Origin of the sequence: Devosia aurantiaca (assembly GCF_011058215.1) — a bacterium.
Classification (GTDB): Bacteria; Pseudomonadota; Alphaproteobacteria; order Rhizobiales; family Devosiaceae; genus Devosia; species Devosia aurantiaca.
Genome location: NZ_JAALFG010000006.1, coordinates 112,435 through 128,922 on the forward strand (window position 1 = coordinate 112,435; position 16,488 = coordinate 128,922).

Genomic DNA, 16,488 nt, shown 5'->3' on the forward strand with positions numbered 1-16,488 from the left:
GGAACATTCTCGTGAGCCTGAGCTTTGAATTTCTTCGAGGTCTTGGGATGGGGCAATGACCAACATTCTGGTCCGCAAGTTAAGACATGGTGCGGCCCTGAGCGGGGACGACGAACGCCTGCTCAGCTCGCTCATCCCGGCCGCCCGCAGCGTGGCTGCCCATACTGAGCTTTGGGCCACGGGAGACGAACCGCGCGTCCTGCCCGTCCTGCTCGACGGCTGGGCCTGCCGCTACCGCTTGCTAGAAAACGGCAATCGGCAGATCGTGTCGCTCATCGTCCCCGGCGATCTGGCCGAGCCCTTCGGCATGCTTCCCGATTTTGCCGATTATTCGGTCATGACGCTCTCACCTGCCACCGTCGCGGGCATCACGCCCTCGGCGCTTCGGTCCGCCGCCCATGGTAGCCCGACCATTGAACGAGCCTTGTGGTGGGACCTGCTCATGGCCACGAATATCGAGCGCGAACACCTGGTTAGCCTTGGCCGCCGCTCCGCTGCCGAGCGCTTGTCGCACCTGATCTGCGAACTCCACCTGCGCCTCACCCTTGTCGGACAAGTCCTCAACGAGCTTCACCATGCCCATGACCCAGGCCGAACTGGCCGATACGCTGGGACTTTCCGCCGTTCATCTCAACCGATCCTTGCAAGAATTGCGCGGCCTTGGGCTCATCTCCCTGCGCGATCATCGATTGGGCGTTCACGATCTGGAGGGGCTGCGGGAACTCGCCTCATTTGATCCATTATATCTCCACACCCACACACCGGGATCCCAAGAGCCGGCTCGCCTGCGGCTTTAGGATGAACACCGAGGTCCTAATGTCCGAGCAAAGCGAGCAAGCCACACACATCGCTCAACTGGAAGCCGACAACCAAAGATTGCGCCGGCTGCTTGACCAGAGCAATGCGCCAGGAGAACTGCGTCACCGCCTGCGGAGCACGGCGGCAATGCTGCGCATGATCATTCGCCGCTCCGCTGAAACCAAGCGGGACCTCGAGATTTTTGTGGGCCATGTGGAGGACCGCCTCGACGCGCTGATGCGGGCGCAATCGGCAGCCGATGAAAATGGCTCCGTCGAAATCTATGCACTTTTGACCGACGAATTGCTCCATTACGGCGCAACCGAAAGCCCCAACCTTACCATCAGCGGACCGCATGTTCACCTGCAGCCGCGCGCCGGCCAGGTGTTCGGCCTCGCCCTCCACGAACTGGCTATCAACGCCGTCGAACATGGCCTTCTCGGCATCGGCGCCGGCAAGCTGGACATTTCCTGGACAGTGACTGGAAAGAACCCGGAACAGACTTTGGTCTTCACCTGGCGCGAAACCGGCCGGACCGAACCTCTAAAGATCGGCTCACCCGGCTTCGGCACCGAAGTGCTGACTCGCCTGCTGGAATACGAGATCGAGGCGCAAACCGATCTGGCCATGGACACTCAAAGCGTCGTCTGCACCATCCGCTTCCCGCTCGCCGACCGGATCGGCCGGGTCGAAAACTAGCCGCAAAATGCCCGACGAACCATTAGGCTCGCCGGGGCCTAGAAGCAAACGACGTGCTTTTACGCTGTCGCACCGTTTTCCAGCCAACGCACCTGTTCAGGCGTCAGCCTGATGTCGAAAGCCTTGATGCTGTCGTCCAATTCGAGAAGACGACGCGGCCCGATCAGCGGTACGCTGGGAAAAGGCTGCGCCAGGACATAGGCGAGCGCGATGTGGATCGGCGAGTGCCCAAGCTGCTTGCCCAGTTCGATCGCACGTTCACGCCGCGCAAAATTCTGGTCATTGTACCAGACCCGTACCAGCTCTTCATTGTCGCGCTTGTCGGGACCAGCGGCGTCCGTAAAGAAGCCGCGGCCCTGGCTCGACCAGGAGAAATTGGTGATCTGGCGATCTGTCAGCCACTGCTTGAAATCCGGCGTGCCCGCGGTGACGCAGCCATCCCAGATCGGGTGCAGCATTTCGGCGAGCGCAAAATTGTTGGAAAGCGCCTGCGGCATGGTCTTGCCGGTGCGCTCTGCATAGGCGATCGCCTCGTCCATGCGCTCCTTGGTCCAGTTCGAGCCACCGAAAGGCCCGCGAATACGGCCTGCCTTCACTTCCGCATCCATGGCGTCGACGAATTCACCGACAGGCACATCGAGATTGTCGCGGTGCATGAAGTAAACATCGACATAGTCCGTCTGCAGCCGATCGAGCGACTGCGTCAGCTGCTTGCCGATCACGTCGGGATAGCAGAGCGGGGAATGCGCGCCCTTGCCGATCAGCACGGCCTCTTCGCGAACGCCGCGGTTGCGCTGCCACTGGCCAAAGAGCTTTTCGGTATAGCCCGAGCCATAAACAAAGGCCGTGTCGAAAATATTGCCGCCTTTTTCCCAGAAGGCATCGAGCAGAATGGCGCCAGAGGCAAAGGTGCGGAAATCTTCAAAGCCCAGGGCGACGGCCGATGCAGGCTTGCCGAGCCCGGGGATCGAGCGCTTCGGGATAGCGCCCATATTGGTGCCGAGCGGCCGATTGTCGATCGTGTTGACGCGCTTGGTCGCCGTCTCGACCGAGAACTCGATGCCGGCATCAGCGCGCCATTTGTCGAGCACCCGCATATTGCCCAGCGTATCGTTCCAGCTCATGCCGGGGTTCTCGAACTCCTGGCGTCCATCGAGGATTGCGCGGGACGCAGCCTCTGCTTCGAACGAGAACAGCTGCCGCCTTTCGTTGACGCTGACGGTTTCCGTTTGGCCATTCTTGATGATGTCGATCTTGCCAAGACCCTGGTCGCGCGAGCCGCCGGCGAACCAGAAATCCGGCACCTCGATCCGCCCTTCCGAGCCATGGATGCGCAAGACATTGTCGAGATTGGCCATCACGGCGCAGCTCACCTGAGCCACAATACCGCCTTCAAACGTCAGCAAGGCAGCGGCGACATCGTCCGTGCCTTCGGCGTTAAGGCTTGCCGTTCCCGCAACCTTGACCGGATCGGCAAAGGGCTTGCCGCTCGCGGCACCCGCCAGCAGCCGCGCCATGGAAACCGGGTAGCCGCCCACGTCGAGGATCCCACCGCCTGCAAGCTCGGAGGCAAACAGACGATGCTGCGGCTGGAAGCGCCCCATGCTGAAGCCGAAGCTCGACTGGATCAGGCGCACGTCGCCGATCGTTCCGGACTTGATCAGCTCGACGATCTTGGCCGTCTGCGGATGGAGCCGGTACATGAAGGCTTCGCCCACAAAGGTGCCAGCCTTGCGATGCGCATGGAACACCGCATCGGCTTCATGGGCGGAAAGCGCCAGCGGCTTTTCCACCAGCACATGCTTGCCCGCCTCCGCGGCCTTGATCGCCCACTCTGCGTGGCCGGTATGCGGCACGGCAATATATACCGCGTCGATCTCCTTGTCGGCCAGGAGTGCGTCATAGCCATGGACGATCCGGGTGCCGGAAAACTCCTCGGCCAGGCCTGGGCGGTCCGGACTGCGCGTAGCGATCGCGGCAAGAACGCCATGCTCACTCGCCGCAAGACCATCGCGGAACGACTTGGCAATGCTGCCCGGGCCGATAATGCCCCAGCGGATTTTATTCATCTTTCTGATCCTATCAGTAGACCTCATCCTGAGCCTGTCGAAGGACGAAGTCGTGGCAATGTGTTGGTGCTGGACGACCTCGTGGTTCGACGGGCTCACCATGAGGTCTTGGGATGGCTTGGCTAGCGGATGCGCTGCCCGTTTTTGTTGAAAAGGTAAGCCTGGCTGGCGCTGATCGAGACCGTGATCCGGTCCTGTCCGATCTCGCGCCGGGACTCTTCGCGCTCGATGATCAATGGTTCGCCGTCGGTGCGCGAATAAACATAGCTGGTGGAGCCCAGATGCTCGGCCACATCGATCTCGAGCGTGAGATCGGCATCCCCGGCGCCGGGCGCGCCGAAATGTTCCGGCCGCACGCCAAGCTGCACCTCCTCGCCCGCTGAAACGCCGGTGACCGTCATGGTCAGTCGCGCTTCGGGATGATCGCGAAGCACTATCGTGGCCTGACCGTTGCCGGCATCCACGATCCTGGCCGGCAAGAAGTTCATCTTGGGCGAACCGATAAAACCGGCCACGAACTGGTTGGCCGGATCATCGTAAAGATCGAGCGGCCGCCCGACCTGCTCGACAAGACCGTCGCGCAGCACGACGATCTTGTCCGCCAGGGTCATGGCCTCGACCTGGTCATGGGTCACATAGATGATGGTGGTTTGGAGCTCTTTGTGAAGCCGCGCGATCTCGATCCGCATATGGACGCGCAGTTCGGCGTCGAGATTGGAAAGCGGCTCGTCGAACAGGAACACCTCGGGATTACGGACAATGGCACGACCGATGGCGACGCGCTGCCGCTGCCCACCCGAAAGCTCCTTCGGATAGCGATCCATCAAGGGACCAAGCGCCAGGATGCGCGCCGCAGCATCAACCTGGCGCGCAATCTGCTCCTTCGGCACGCGGGCGAAGCGAAGCGCGAAGCCCATGTTTTCCCGAACCGTCATATGCGGATAAAGCGCATAGGTCTGAAACACCATGGCGATACCGCGTTGCGACGGATCGACATCGTTCATGCGCTTGCCGCCGATCTCGAGGTCACCTTTCGAGATTGGCTCAAGCCCGGCAATCATGCGCAAAAGTGTGGACTTGCCGCAGCCGGAGGGGCCGACGAACACCACGAACTCTTTCGCATCGATGTCGAGGTCGACGCCCTTGATCACCTCCAGCGATCCGAAGATCTTGCGCACACCTCTGAGTTTTACGCTGCTCATGAGTATTGCACCTATTTGACCGCGCCCAGCATGCCTTCGACGAAGCGGCGCTGGAGCAGGAAGAAAATGATGAGGGTTGGAAGCGTGGCAAAGATCGCCCCGACCATGACGACGCCCCAATCGGGCACGTAGGCCGAAATAAGGCTCGCCGTGGCAAGCGTCAGCGTCTTCATTTCATTGGTCTGAAGCACGATCAGCGGCCAGAGGTAATTGTTCCAGTTGGCCATGAAGACGATGATCGTCGCCGCCGCATAGGTCGAGCGCATCACCGGCATGTAGACGAAAAGAAAAATCTGCCACTCCTTGAGGCCATCGATCTTGGCGGCGTCACGAAGTTCGTGCGGAAACGCCTTCGTCGCTTGCCGGAAGTAGAAGATGATGAAGATCGAGGCGACCGAGGGCAGGATGATGGCCTGGTAGGTGTTGATGAGCTTGAGGTTCGCCATCATGATGAAGAGCGGGATCATGAGCGCCGCGAACGGCACCGACAGCATCAACAGCAGTCCGGCGAAGACCTTCTCCCGAAAGCGCGAGCGGAAGATCTCAAAGCCATAGCCGGCAAGCGACGAGATCACGAGCGTCAGGGCCGTGCCGATACCGGCGATAAAGAACGAGTTGAACAAAAGCCGCGGCACGTCGAGGGTCGTGAAGAACTTGCCGATATTGTCGAACAGAGCCGTGCCGAAGCTCGCCTTGCCCTTGGTGACGTCGGCCGAGGTATTGGTGGCCCCGATCAGCATCCAGAAGAACGGAAAAATCGACACGAAGGCCGCAAGCGTCAGCAAAGCATATTGCGCAGCGCGACCGAGAAGAGCGAGGGGATTGCTCATGCGCGCCGATCCCGCGCCAGAAAGAACTGGATGACGCTGAGGATGCCGACCAGCAGGACGATCACGTAGGACACGGTCGCCGCATAGCCGAAGCTGGGCATGAATTTGAAGCTGAGATTGTAGATGTAGAGCGACAGCGTCAGCGTCGAGTCCGATGGCCCGCCCAGGGTGATGAGGTTGGGCTCGTCGAAAAGCTGCAGCGTGCCGATGGTCGAAATCACGGTGGTGAAAAGGATCACCGGCTTCAGCATCGGCACCGTCAGATACCAGAACCGCGCCCAGGCCGGCACGCCATCGATTTTGGCCGCCTCATAGATCGAGCGGTCGATGTTCTGCATGGCGGCGAGGTAGAAGATCATGTTGTAGCCCGTCCACCGCCAGGTGATAGAGGCAACGATCACCACCTTTGCCCAGAAGGGGTCGGCCAGCCACGGAATTGGCGAGGCGATTAGGTGCAGCGATAAAAGCATCTGGTTGATGATGCCTTCGGCGCCGAACATCGAGCGGAAGACGACCGAATAGGCGACCAGCGACGTCACGCAGGGCAAAAAGATCGCGGTGCGAAACCAGCTGCGGCCCCAAAGCTTGCTGTCATTGAGCGCGTTGGCAAAAAGCAGCGCCAGGACCAGCATGATCGGCACCTGGATGGCCAGAAAGGTCAGCGTATTGGTCAGCGCGCGAATAAAGACGGGGTCTTGCGTCAGCCGCACGATATTGGTGAAGCCACCAAAGCTCATCACCATGCCGCGCCCGGTCTGGAAGCTCATCCAGAGCGACCAGAGGATCGGATAGACCATGAAGATGCCGAGCAGCGCCAAGGCGGGTAGGATAAAGGCCCAGCCGTTGATCTGCTCACTGCGAGCCAGTTGTGATTGCGCCACTGCGATCCCCCTCGTGAAGCGCGAAGGCCAACGGTTCCGCGCTGGTGAAGGCGCGGAACCGCGGGAGGCCGGAGACGGTGAAGATCCGCCTCCGGAAGCGGGTTACTGAACCTGCTGGCGCACCTGGGCGTCGATCGCCGCAGCGATCTCGTCCACATTGCCACCCGAGGTCAGTGCTGGAAGCTGCGCAATCACGGCAGCGTCGGCTTCATTGGTGAAGATGCCGTAGTTGACCGCTGGGATCTGGCCGAGCCAATCGGAGAAGTTCTGCCAGACCGGCGCGCCGCCGAAGAATTCGTCGCTCTCGGTATAGGCCGAGCCCTCGCGAGCGGCGAGCAGCGAACCAACGGCACCCTGACCGACCAGGATGTCCTGGTAAAAGTCTGCATTCGAGCCCCAGACGGTGGCGAGGAAGTCGATGGCCTCTTCCTTGTTGGGAGCCGAAGACAAGACATACCAGCTCGAGCCGCCAAGGTTGGAAGCATGGGTTGCGCCTTCGACGCCATCAAGCTTTGGCAGCGGTGCGATGCCCCACATGCCGGACTGGTCGGCATTGGCCTTGATCGTGCCGACCATCCAGACGCCGGTCGGCGTCGCAACGGTGTCGCCCGAGGTGAAGGAGCCGGTATACTCGGTCCAGCCGGCAACCGGCTTGGTGATGCCCGAGGCGACCAAGTCCTGGTAGGTCGAGAGCGCTTCCTTGAACACGGCATTGTCGGCAATGTTCACGCTGCCATCAGCATTGAAATACCACGAGCCAGCCGACTGCATCATGATGCGGATGATGCCGGCATCGTTGGGATCGAACGGCAACAGCACCTTGCCGGTCTTTTCCTTGACGTCGGTGCCGATCTCGATGAGGCGGTCCCAGGTAATATCGGCGAGATCGTCGGCCGTGTAGCCGGCCTCCTGCAGCACGTCGGAGCGATAGAAAAGGCCGGTGACGCCGGAGTCGAACGGCACCGAATAGGTCTGTCCGTTCAGCGTTGCGAGCTCGACCTTGTAGGGGCAAAGCCCGAGTAATCGATCTTGTCAGTCAGTGGCTCGAAGGCATTGGGAAAGGACTGCAGGTACTTCTGCGCACCATAGTCTTCGATCAGCACGATGTCGGGCAGGCCATCTATGGTGCCGGAAGCAAGCTGCGCCTGCAACTTCTGCTCGAGGTCGGCCTTGGCGAAGTCAACCACGGTGACCGTGGTATCGGGATGGTCGGCCTTATAGATCTCGGCGGCCTTGTTCATGGTGGCGCCGTTAAAATTGGGGTCCCAGGCCCAGACGGTGATTTCACCGGCAGAAGCGGCAGCGACCGTGAACAGGCTGATGCCCGTCATGGTCAAGGCAAGCGTGCGGGTCCACCGCGAAGTGGTGCGAGACATATGATCCTCCCTTTTCGTTTGCTCTTCCTCGGAGCGAAACCTAAGTTAATCATACTAATCGCCGCGTCGCTCTAAAAGGGTATGCTGAATTGGCGGAAAGTAAGATGGACCATCGCGTGTACTACGAGCCGCCGGCCAACGGTGTCGAGCGCCTGCCCACCGAATTGCAGCTGTTCCACGCCGCGCCCCTGATCATGCGTGGACCCCACTGGCACGCGCAGGTCGAGGTCAATTTCATCGTGCGCGGCTGGGCCCACTACAAGATGAGCGGCCACGAGGTGACGTTTTCCGAAGGCGACCTTGCCCTGTTCTGGGGCGGCCAGCCGCACTGGCTCGACGATGGCTCGGACGACCTGATCTATGCCGGCGGCCACCTGCCCCTGGTGCACTTCTTCCGGTTGCGGCTACCGCCTGATGTGCAGGCACGCCTGATGCAGGGGCAGACGCTTGTGACGCATGCGACCGACGCGTCCGACCCCGTCAACTTCGCGCGCTGGAACAACTATGCCCGCTCCGGCGATCCGATCAAGGTGAGCCTCGCCGTCGACGAACTGCTGCTCAGGATCGAGCGCATCCGCTTCTCGCCCTATAGTCTCCTGCCCGAAACGCAGGCGGTCGACGACAAGGGTGAGCTCGATCACCACACCTCCCCGATCGTGGTGCGCATCTGCGAATATATCGCCGACAATTTCCGCGAAGAGATCGACTCCATCGACATCGCCGTTGCCGCCGATATTCACCCCAAATACGCGATGACCGTGTTCAAGAAGTCGACGGGCATGACGCTCAACGACTATATTAATCTCATGCGCCTATCCTACGCACAGGCCATGCTGATGCGGGACGTGTCGAGCGTCTTGACCATTGCCATGGATAGCGGCTTCGGCTCGCTCAGCGCCTTCAACAAGGCGTTTCGCAAGATCGCGGGCACATCGCCCAGCGACTTCCGCCGCGACGTACGGGGCCGCGCCAGCGCTGCGGTATCAGCCAGCGCAAGACAAGAGCAGCCGCGTCTTTGAAGGCGACGCGGCCGCCAAGGGCTATTCGACGCTCAACTCGAAATTGCCTTCGTCGCAAAGCTCGATCGACAGCTTTTCGGGATCGAGACGATCGTCTTCAGTCCAGAGGTCGCTAGCAAGATCGACGGCGGTGTCTTCAGCGGCTTCCGCGGCCTCAGCGTCGCTATCCTCATCATAGGCAGCTTGCGCCACCGGCGAGGCGACTTCGCCTTGGCGCATGGCGTCGCAACGCTCCTGAACCTCGGCAATCTGGTCCTCGGGCACCGATTTGCCCCCGATCCTGTGCTCTACGTCTTGAGCCAGGACGGGGCTGGACAGCAGCAGGGTCGCGCCGATCATCGCAATGGTTTTTGTAATCATGATCAGTCGCTTTCCTGATCGGTAAGGCCCGCGTCCTGGCACTGCTCAAGCGTCACGGTGTTCAGATCGATAGCGCCTTCGATCGCCTCGTCCACATCGCCAGCGGCGGTTTCAGCCTGCTCTTCGGTCATCGTGGATTCTGGTTCCTGAGTGCCGGTCAGCCCCTGCTGGGCCTGCAGTTCCTTGCACCAGTCCTCGACAATGGTCATCTGTTCGGCGGGCACAACCTGCTCGCCCAAGGTGACTTCCTGTGCCGATACGGCAGCCGGAACCATCAGGGCTGCAAGGGAGAAAGAAGCTGCAATTGCGAGCGTTTTCATTGTGGTCTCCCGATAGCGTGTCCGGCTCAACGGCTGTGGCCCCAGTCTGTTGCGAAGTTTTTCACGCTGCAAAGAGATGCCTATCGCCTTGGGCGCCAAGCCCCTAAAGGTGTGCGTCTAACCAGCGGGTGGCAGTATGCAGATACTCGGAGAGCTCAGCATCGGCGGTATCGTTTCGCGCCTCGCCGCGGTGCTGCTTTATGCGGCCCTGCAGGGCGCAATCCTTGCGGCGCTGGCATGGATCATGAAGGACCACCGACCCCAGCACGATGGGAAGCTCACGCTCAATCCATTCGTCCACGTCACGGCCTGGGGCGCTGCCATGGCGGCCCTCTTCGGAGTCTCCTGGATACGCAGCATCTGGTATGAGCCGCGAACCAACCGGCTCGGCCGCTGGGGCGTGGTCCTGGTCGTCATCCTGGGCCTCGCACTGATCCTTGCCGTCATGCCGGCGGTCGATCTTGTGCGCCGGGCCGCGCTGCTGCTGCCGCCAACCGGCGCCTCGGCTGCGCTATTGGTCCTGGCTCAGCTGCAGGCGATTATCCTGAGCTCAACCCTGCTTAACGCACTGCCGATCCCCGGCCTCGTCGCCGGCGGCATGCTTCAGGCCATCTGGCCCGATGCGGAACGGCGCCTGCGTCGCGCCGAACCGATCTTTATCGGCCTCGTCATTGTCGCCATCGTCGCCTTTGGCTTTCCTGACCCGGCCAAGCTCCTTGTAGGCGTGACGCAGCTATTCGCCCGCTAACCCCTGATAGCCAAACTCGGCCATCAAGGCGTCGATGGTGCCATCCGCCACAAGCGCATCGATGGCCTGATCCATTTCGCTGCGCAAAAAGCCGTTGCGGCTCGAGACCAGCGCACCAACGCTGACGGCAGCACCCGGTATCGGCGCGCTGTCGATGACCCGCAGCGCTTCCGTCTCCGGCCGCTCGGCCTGCAACCGCGCCAGAGCGGGCTGCCAGAGGATCATGCCTGCAATGGTGCCGTCGAGCACGCGCGTCGCCATCTTGATCGGATCGGGATAGGGGTAACGCACCCAGCTCTGCCCTTCCGGCTGCTGCTGCGCCCAAGTTATATATTGCATTTCCCCCATGCTGGCCATGGCGGTGCCGAGCGGACGGTCCTTGGGAATGTCGCCAAGGCTCTGCCATTGGGGGTCGCTGACTGCGAGCACGAAGGGAATGGTGGCATAGGGCCGTGTCAGCGAAAACGCCTCTGAGAACGGCGAGTTGGCGGAAACGCTGACGCCCATGAAAACGTCGCAGGTATTGTTCATGGCCAGCGTCAGCTCGTCCATGAAGCCGTCGCCATTAAGCGGAAAGCCGCCAAAACCCTCGACGACGTTCACCTCCAAAAACAGCGCATCGCCAATCGCCTTGGCCACGGCTTCGTCGAACGGGCGGCCAAGGCTCGTGACGTCGAAACAAGCATTGATGCTGTTGCCGGCCAAGCGCCGCGTATTGCTGAGCTCTTCGGGGGAATGCCGGCAGTCTGCGCCTGGGAAGCGAAACGCTTAAAAGCGCGAAGGCAACGGCTAGAAAACGGAGCATCGGAAATCCTCATAAAAGCGAAAAGGGGCCGAAGCCCCTTTTCTTGTCGTTTCAGCCCGCCTTAGTTGGCGCTGGCCGTGGTCGTGTCGCTTGGCAGCTTGAACACGAAGATCGAGTTGCCTGAACCGGTCGGCAGCGGGATTTCCGGGAAGGCCGAGGAGATCGAGCTTGCCGAGTTCGAGTAGCCGGTGGGGACCACGAGATACTGCTCGCCATTAAGCGCATAGGTCATCGGGTAACCGCCGATCGGCGCGTTGAGGCGCTGCGACCAGACCAGTTCACCGGTTTCCTGATCCCAGGCCTTGATCTCGCGGGCAGCGTCACCGCCGAATACGAGGCCACCGGCCGTTGCCAGCACGGAGCTGGTTGGGCTCGGGCGGTAGCGGTACTGCCACTTGCTTTCGCCCTGTTCCGGGTTGATGTCGAGCGCCTGCATCAGGCCGGCATCGGTGATGCCTTCGGGAAGGACGCGCGGGCCAAACTTGACCGAACCAACGGCATTGCCGGCGGTGAATTCGGTCTGCGTCGGAGCGACGGTGTTGCAGGCTTCGGTCAAAGGAACGAAGAAGGCCTGGGTGTCGGGGCTATAAGCACCGGCCTGCCAGAGCTTGCCGCCGGAAACCGACGAGCAGACCAGGAACTCTTCGCCCAGGGCGTTGAACACGAGGTCTTCGTTGATGTTGACCTTGCCGTCGTCATCGATGCTCGAAACCACATTCTGGACGATGGTTTCCTTGCTCCACAGATATTCGCCGGTGTCGCGATCGAGCGCGAAGGCGATACCGTTCTTGCCCGGCACGGTGACCAGCATCTTGTGCATGACGCCGTCGATTTCCTGGTCGACGAGAACGCGCTCGAACGGCGAGTCGAGATCCCAGTTATCGCGCGGCAGGTGCTGGTAGTACCACTTGAGTTCGCCGGTGGCCGCATCGAGCGCCAGCGTCGAGTTGGTGTAGAGCACCGAGCCATCGCCCGAACCACGGATCAGCTCGGCATAGGGGCCCGGCATGCCGATGCCCCAGTAGGTGGTGTTGGTATCCGGGTCATAGGCACCGGTGGTCCACGGCGTGCCGCCCCAGCGGTTTTCCGGCGGAACGCCACCCCAGCTGGCCTGCTGTTCCGGATTGTTGGGATCGTCGATGGTGTTGAAGCGCCAGACTTCGTCGCCGGTTTCGACGTCATGGGCCATGATGTAGCAACCGCCAGCAGTGCCGGCGATCGAACAGCCCGAAATGGCCGAGATGATCTTGCCATCGGCGATCTGCGCACCGACGGTGTAGCTATAGCCCAGGTTATAGTCGAGAACCTGCTTTTCCCAGGCGACCTTGCCGTCGGCGGCGTTGAGCACCACGATCTTGGCGTCGACGGTGGTGAGGATCACCTTGTCTTCGTAGAGCGCGATCGAGTTCTTCTGGCGGCGGGCCTGGTTGGCCTGGTAGCTCCAACTTGCCGGAATCTCGGCAACCGGGTGGCGGTACTGCCAGATCAGGTCGCCGGTCTCGGCGTTGAGCGCTTCGACGATATTGTTGTTGGTCTGCAGGAACATGATGCCGTCATGAACGAGCGGCGCGGTTTCCTGAATACCGGCTTCGGCCATCGGCCAGGCCCAGGCGAGCTCAAGGTCACCAACGGTGTCCTTGTTGATCATGTCGAGCTCGGAATAGCCCTGGTTGTTGTACTTGCCGCGGAACATCAGCCATTCTTCGGCCGGCGGGTTGGCCAGCATTTCGGCGGTGACGGGCGCGTAGTCCTCGATCACGTTCTGTGCGAAGGCCGGCGCCGAAAGCGTCGCAAGAGCGGTACTGGCGGCCAACAGGGCAGGCAAAATTCTGCTTTTCATTTTAGGTCCTCAAAAAAGGTGGGGCGGCTTAAAAAGCGCCCGTTAGTTTGCGCCGGCGGCCGGCAGTTCCTTGCCCCAGGTATAGGCTTGGGGGACGGATGGCGTTGTGGTGGCGTCCGGCGTTGCGGCCGGAGCGGCTGGTGCAGCACCGCCCGGGAGCTCGGTGCCCCAGGTATAGGCCTGCGGGACCGCGGTCTCGGCGGCAGGAGCGGCAGCCGCAGCGTCGGCGGCAGGAGCGGCAGCAGCGCCGCCGGCATCGAGCGCTGCAGCGGCCTGGCTTGCTGCGCCGGCAGAGGTCTCGGCCACAAGCGAGACGGCATAGTCGCGATCGGTGGTCAGCGGCGTGTCGTCGGGGACGGCGCCGTTGAACTGCATGATATAGGCGACGATGTTGACATAGGTCTCTTCACCCAGCTGGCCGGGTGCGGATGGGGGCATGGCCACCGAGATGAAATCGTAAAGACCGCCGGCGGAATCCCAATTGCCCATGACGTCCTGGCCGACAAGACCGGGCGCATCGGGGCCTTCGAGCTGGCGCCCGTGGCACTGTGCACAGTTGCTGTTATAGGCCTGCTGGCCTGCAGCGGCCTGTTCGGCCGTGAAGTTGCCGGCGAAAGCCGGCGTTGCGATCAACAAACCTGCGAGCATCGGAATGGCGACGCGGGCGGTGATCCTTTCGGAGCGTAAAGGCACCGTGACCTCCCTTTAGACAAATATTTTCAAAAACACCCCCGTCACAAAGCGCGCGAAGCGGGGGCGAGGGAGAAGGCCACTATTTCACACACAATGTGGCAGCGCAACGAAACTCGCGGCGAAAATCCGGCGAATTTGTTATCGATATCATAATCTTAGTTCATGATGACAAAGCAGTATCGACGCCATAGCTGTCGCGCAGGCGCTCGGAAAATCCACTCTGTTCAAGCTCTGAAAGGGCCGAATCGACGGCCCGTTTGAGCGTTTGATCGCCTTTCCAAAGCCCCAAGGCCATAGGCACGGAGCCAAAGCCAGGAGCATCCAGCCAAAAAGGCTGAAAGGCATTTTCATCTAGATCAATGCCGCTGACGAGAAAACGCTCCGTAATTGCTGCCTGCGCGGTGCCACTTTCGAGCGCCTGGCTCAACTCGGCCGCGCTGCGCACCAAGACGGCGCGTAAGTTCTGGCTGCGCAACCACGTCGAAAGCGCCACCCGGTTGAGGCCGGACGTGCCGGGCAGAACGGCAACGCTCGACCCTGCCTCTGGCAGCATTCCATTCGCCGAGATGCCGATCCACCCAGTCCGCGCCTGAGTCGGAATGGTCTGCAGAAAGCTTTGCGATTGCACCGAGTCGGCAACTCCGCCGCCCACGAGATCGCATTGCGCACGGGTCAGCGACCAGTTGCGCGGATTGAAGTCGCGCCCGATAGACGGCAGGCGGTTGACCTGCAGCCGCAACCCCATTTTCTCGGCGATTGCGCTGGCCAGTTCGACATCATAGCCCGGAGCCGCGGCGTCCTCGGTCACGAGTGGCGGAAAACTTTGCGGCACGCAAAGCTTCAGCACCCCGACTTCTGCCGGTCACCAAGCGACGTATCGGGCGGCAGGAAAGCGGCTGCCCCCAGGAGCAGGACCATGGCGCCGATATTGATCGCCGCCAGGCGCCAGCGGTGCGGTCGCCGCTTGCTCATGAGCGGGAGAACCCGATCATCGCCACGACGAAGAAGATGCCGGCCATGCCGAAGATGACGCCCAGGCCATAAGACGGTGGAAACTGGTTGAAGCCGATCAGCACACCGCGCAGGGCATCCACCGCATAGGTGATCGGATTAACCTGCATCATAAACACCAGCCATTCGGGATAGGTCGTGACCATCTGCGTGCGGGTCAGCGACGGATCGAGCGGAAATACCGCGGACGAGGTAAAATAGAGCGGCAGGATAATGGTGTTGGAAAAAACGCCAAAGCCTTCGAAGCTTCGAATGCGCGCCGCAAGGATTACGCCAAAGCTCGTCAGCCCGAAGGCCAGGACGAACATCAGCGACAACGCCGTCAGCATATCAGGGATCGATAGGGTGACGTCGGCAAACCGCGCCAGGATCAAGACCAGCCCGCCATGGAGGGTCGCAATCGTGCTGCCACCCAACACCTTTCCCAGAAGGATCAGCGGCCGCGGCATGGGCGAAACCAGCACTTCGCGCAAAAAGCCGAATTCACGATCCCAAATCACCGACACCGCGAACTGGATCGAGGTATACATGATGTTGAGGACGATCACGGCCGGAAACAGGAATTGCAGATAGGTATAAGGAATGACGAAGCGCACTTCGCCATAGACCTCGCCCCGGAAGTAAGGATTGAAGCCGACGCCCAGGATCAGGAGCCAGATCAAGGGCCGGCTGACACCGCCGATGAGTTGCGCGCGGTCACGGGTGGCGCGGGTAACCTCACGCAGCCAGACGCCATAGACGCCGCGCAAAAGCATGATGGGTGTCATCAGCGCCGCCCTCCCCGCCTTCCGGCTGCTTTGTCCGCATCGCGCTGCCCATCTGCACGATCGCGCAACTCCTTGCCGGTCAAGGACAGGAAAACGCTTTCCAGCGTTGGTTGCTGGAAGCGCACCTCGAGCAGGCGGTCGCGAAACTCGGCTAAAAGCGCATCCACCTGATCATCCTTGTCTGCCGGAACGGCCAGCGCCGTGCTGCCCAAAGCTTGCGCCTCCGGAAAGCGGCTTTGGATAAGTGCCAGCGTCTCTGCGTCCTGCGGCGTAAGATGAAGCCAGCGCTTTCCATGCTGACTCTTGAGAGCCTGCGGCGAGCCTTCGGCAATGATCTTGCCACCATCGATGATGCAAACGATGTCGGCGTCCTCGACTTCCTCGATGTAATGGGTGGTGGTGAGCACGGTAAGGTTCCGCTCCTGCCGCAGCCGGCCCAGATAGTGCCAGATATGCTGTCGCGTTTGCGCGTCGAGGCCAACCGTCGGCTCGTCCAGAAACAAAATCTTGGGCTCATGAAGCAAGGCGCGGGCGATCTCGAGCCGACGCCGCATGCCGCCGGAAAAACTGCGCACTACTTCATGCGTCCAGTCTCCGAGCTCAACCAGCTCGAGCACCTGCTCGATCATCATCCGGCGTGGCTTAGGTGCCATGCCATAGACAAGACCGTGAAACTCAAGGTTTTCCCAAGCGGTCAGCCGATCATCGAGACTGGAATCCTGAAACACCACGCCGATCGACCGTCGCGCCTCGGTCGGGCGCTTGACCACGTCGGCGCCAGCCACCTGCGCCGAGCCGCCATCGGGCCGGCGCAGCGTTGAAAGGATGCTGACAAGGGTCGTCTTGCCGGCCCCGTTCGGCCCAAGCAGTGCGAAATGCGCGCCTGCCGGCACGGCAAGGCTCACCCCATCCAGCGCCTTCTTGGAGCCATAGGCTGCACTCACCTCCGAAACGATGATGGCCGCTGGGTTCATTGAGGGGGTCCTGGCTTCTGCGAACGCATTAGGGCTTGTTCGGCCATAGTCGCGCAAACTGCAACCCGATCTTTCCAACAACATCCGATCGTGACG

The 16,488-nt window shown here is 61.2% G+C and carries 19 protein-coding genes and 1 pseudogene; 5 read left to right on the forward strand and 15 right to left on the reverse strand.

Annotated features, from left to right (window positions below; genetic code table 11):
* Positions 1–55 precede the first annotated feature (55 nt).
* The 3 genes and pseudogenes from G5575_RS21980 to G5575_RS18870 all read left to right on the forward strand — a co-directional run.
* Positions 56–331: pseudogene (locus tag G5575_RS21980) on the forward strand (Crp/Fnr family transcriptional regulator); the annotation flags it as partial.
* A gap of 250 nt (positions 332–581) precedes the next feature.
* Positions 582–797, forward strand: a complete 216-nt coding sequence (locus tag G5575_RS20890) for a helix-turn-helix domain-containing protein (RefSeq protein ID WP_235936159.1) — start codon at positions 582–584, stop codon at positions 795–797.
* Between the two features lie 19 nt (positions 798–816).
* Entirely contained in the window at positions 817–1,497 is a 681-nt protein-coding gene (locus tag G5575_RS18870) for an HWE histidine kinase domain-containing protein (protein ID WP_164535670.1), read from the forward strand.
* Positions 1,498–1,556: 59 nt separating this feature from the next.
* On the opposite strand, the gene G5575_RS18875 is transcribed toward G5575_RS18870, so the two are convergent.
* From G5575_RS18875 to G5575_RS21345, 6 genes are all read right to left on the reverse strand, one after another.
* The gene (locus G5575_RS18875) at positions 1,557–3,566 is read right to left on the reverse strand and encodes an aldo/keto reductase (RefSeq protein ID WP_164535671.1); all 2,010 of its coding nucleotides are present in this window, start codon (positions 3,564–3,566) and stop codon (positions 1,557–1,559) included.
* Positions 3,567–3,688: 122 nt separating this feature from the next.
* Positions 3,689–4,768, reverse strand: a complete 1,080-nt coding sequence (locus tag G5575_RS18880; protein WP_164535672.1) for an ABC transporter ATP-binding protein — start codon at positions 4,766–4,768, stop codon at positions 3,689–3,691.
* A gap of 11 nt (positions 4,769–4,779) precedes the next feature.
* Positions 4,780–5,598 carry a carbohydrate ABC transporter permease gene (locus G5575_RS18885; RefSeq protein WP_164535673.1) on the reverse strand — a complete coding sequence of 273 codons (819 nt, stop codon included), beginning with the start codon at positions 5,596–5,598 and terminating at the stop codon, positions 4,780–4,782.
* Positions 5,595–6,479, reverse strand: coding sequence for a carbohydrate ABC transporter permease (locus tag G5575_RS18890; RefSeq protein WP_407924884.1), 885 nt, complete (start codon positions 6,477–6,479; stop codon positions 5,595–5,597). Before G5575_RS18890 ends, G5575_RS18885 begins: the two co-directional genes overlap by 4 nt.
* 102 nt (positions 6,480–6,581) lie before the next feature.
* Positions 6,582–7,442: an ABC transporter substrate-binding protein gene (locus G5575_RS18895; protein WP_328766631.1), complete on the reverse strand. Its 861-nt coding sequence runs from the start codon at positions 7,440–7,442 to the stop codon at positions 6,582–6,584.
* A gap of 17 nt (positions 7,443–7,459) precedes the next feature.
* Entirely contained in the window at positions 7,460–7,855 is a 396-nt protein-coding gene (locus G5575_RS21345; RefSeq protein WP_268904463.1) for an extracellular solute-binding protein, read from the reverse strand.
* Between the two features lie 104 nt (positions 7,856–7,959).
* Here G5575_RS21345 and G5575_RS18900 point away from each other — a divergent pair, with 104 nt between their 5' ends.
* On the forward strand, positions 7,960–8,874 hold the full coding sequence (locus tag G5575_RS18900) for a helix-turn-helix domain-containing protein (protein ID WP_164535674.1): 915 nt from the start codon (positions 7,960–7,962) through the stop codon (positions 8,872–8,874).
* Between the two features lie 21 nt (positions 8,875–8,895).
* On the opposite strand, the gene G5575_RS18905 is transcribed toward G5575_RS18900, so the two are convergent.
* Both G5575_RS18905 and G5575_RS18910 read right to left on the reverse strand, forming a co-directional pair.
* Complete coding sequence (locus G5575_RS18905) at positions 8,896–9,234, reverse strand: hypothetical protein (protein WP_164535675.1); 339 nt, start codon at positions 9,232–9,234, stop codon at positions 8,896–8,898.
* A 2-nt stretch (positions 9,235–9,236) separates the two neighbouring features.
* Complete coding sequence (locus G5575_RS18910) at positions 9,237–9,554, reverse strand: hypothetical protein (protein WP_164535676.1); 318 nt, start codon at positions 9,552–9,554, stop codon at positions 9,237–9,239.
* 136 nt (positions 9,555–9,690) lie between these two features.
* On the opposite strand from G5575_RS18910, the gene G5575_RS18915 reads away from it, so the two are divergent.
* A complete protein-coding gene (locus tag G5575_RS18915; RefSeq protein WP_164535677.1) occupies positions 9,691–10,302 on the forward strand; it encodes a zinc metalloprotease in 612 nt (203 codons plus the stop codon).
* Here the strand turns inward: G5575_RS18915 and G5575_RS18920 are convergent.
* From G5575_RS18920 to G5575_RS18945, 7 genes are all read right to left on the reverse strand, one after another.
* Positions 10,288–11,007, reverse strand: coding sequence for a substrate-binding periplasmic protein (locus tag G5575_RS18920; RefSeq protein WP_164535678.1), 720 nt, complete (start codon positions 11,005–11,007; stop codon positions 10,288–10,290). The genes G5575_RS18915 and G5575_RS18920 overlap by 15 nt on opposite strands.
* A gap of 161 nt (positions 11,008–11,168) precedes the next feature.
* Entirely contained in the window at positions 11,169–12,947 is a 1,779-nt protein-coding gene (locus tag G5575_RS18925) for a pyrroloquinoline quinone-dependent dehydrogenase (protein WP_164535679.1), read from the reverse strand.
* A 42-nt stretch (positions 12,948–12,989) separates the two neighbouring features.
* Positions 12,990–13,640 carry a c-type cytochrome gene (locus G5575_RS18930; RefSeq protein WP_164535680.1) on the reverse strand — a complete coding sequence of 217 codons (651 nt, stop codon included), beginning with the start codon at positions 13,638–13,640 and terminating at the stop codon, positions 12,990–12,992.
* Positions 13,641–13,800: 160 nt separating this feature from the next.
* Complete coding sequence (locus G5575_RS18935) at positions 13,801–14,487, reverse strand: substrate-binding periplasmic protein (RefSeq protein WP_164535681.1); 687 nt, start codon at positions 14,485–14,487, stop codon at positions 13,801–13,803.
* Positions 14,481–14,612 carry a hypothetical protein gene (locus G5575_RS21350; RefSeq protein WP_268904464.1) on the reverse strand — a complete coding sequence of 44 codons (132 nt, stop codon included), beginning with the start codon at positions 14,610–14,612 and terminating at the stop codon, positions 14,481–14,483. The genes G5575_RS18935 and G5575_RS21350 overlap by 7 nt, the downstream gene beginning before the upstream one ends.
* On the reverse strand, positions 14,609–15,418 hold the full coding sequence (locus tag G5575_RS18940; RefSeq protein WP_207633265.1) for an ABC transporter permease: 810 nt from the start codon (positions 15,416–15,418) through the stop codon (positions 14,609–14,611). The genes G5575_RS21350 and G5575_RS18940 overlap by 4 nt, the downstream gene beginning before the upstream one ends.
* Complete coding sequence (locus G5575_RS18945) at positions 15,418–16,392, reverse strand: ATP-binding cassette domain-containing protein (protein WP_164535682.1); 975 nt, start codon at positions 16,390–16,392, stop codon at positions 15,418–15,420. Before G5575_RS18945 ends, G5575_RS18940 begins: the two co-directional genes overlap by 1 nt.
* Positions 16,393–16,488: the final 96 nt, after the last annotated feature.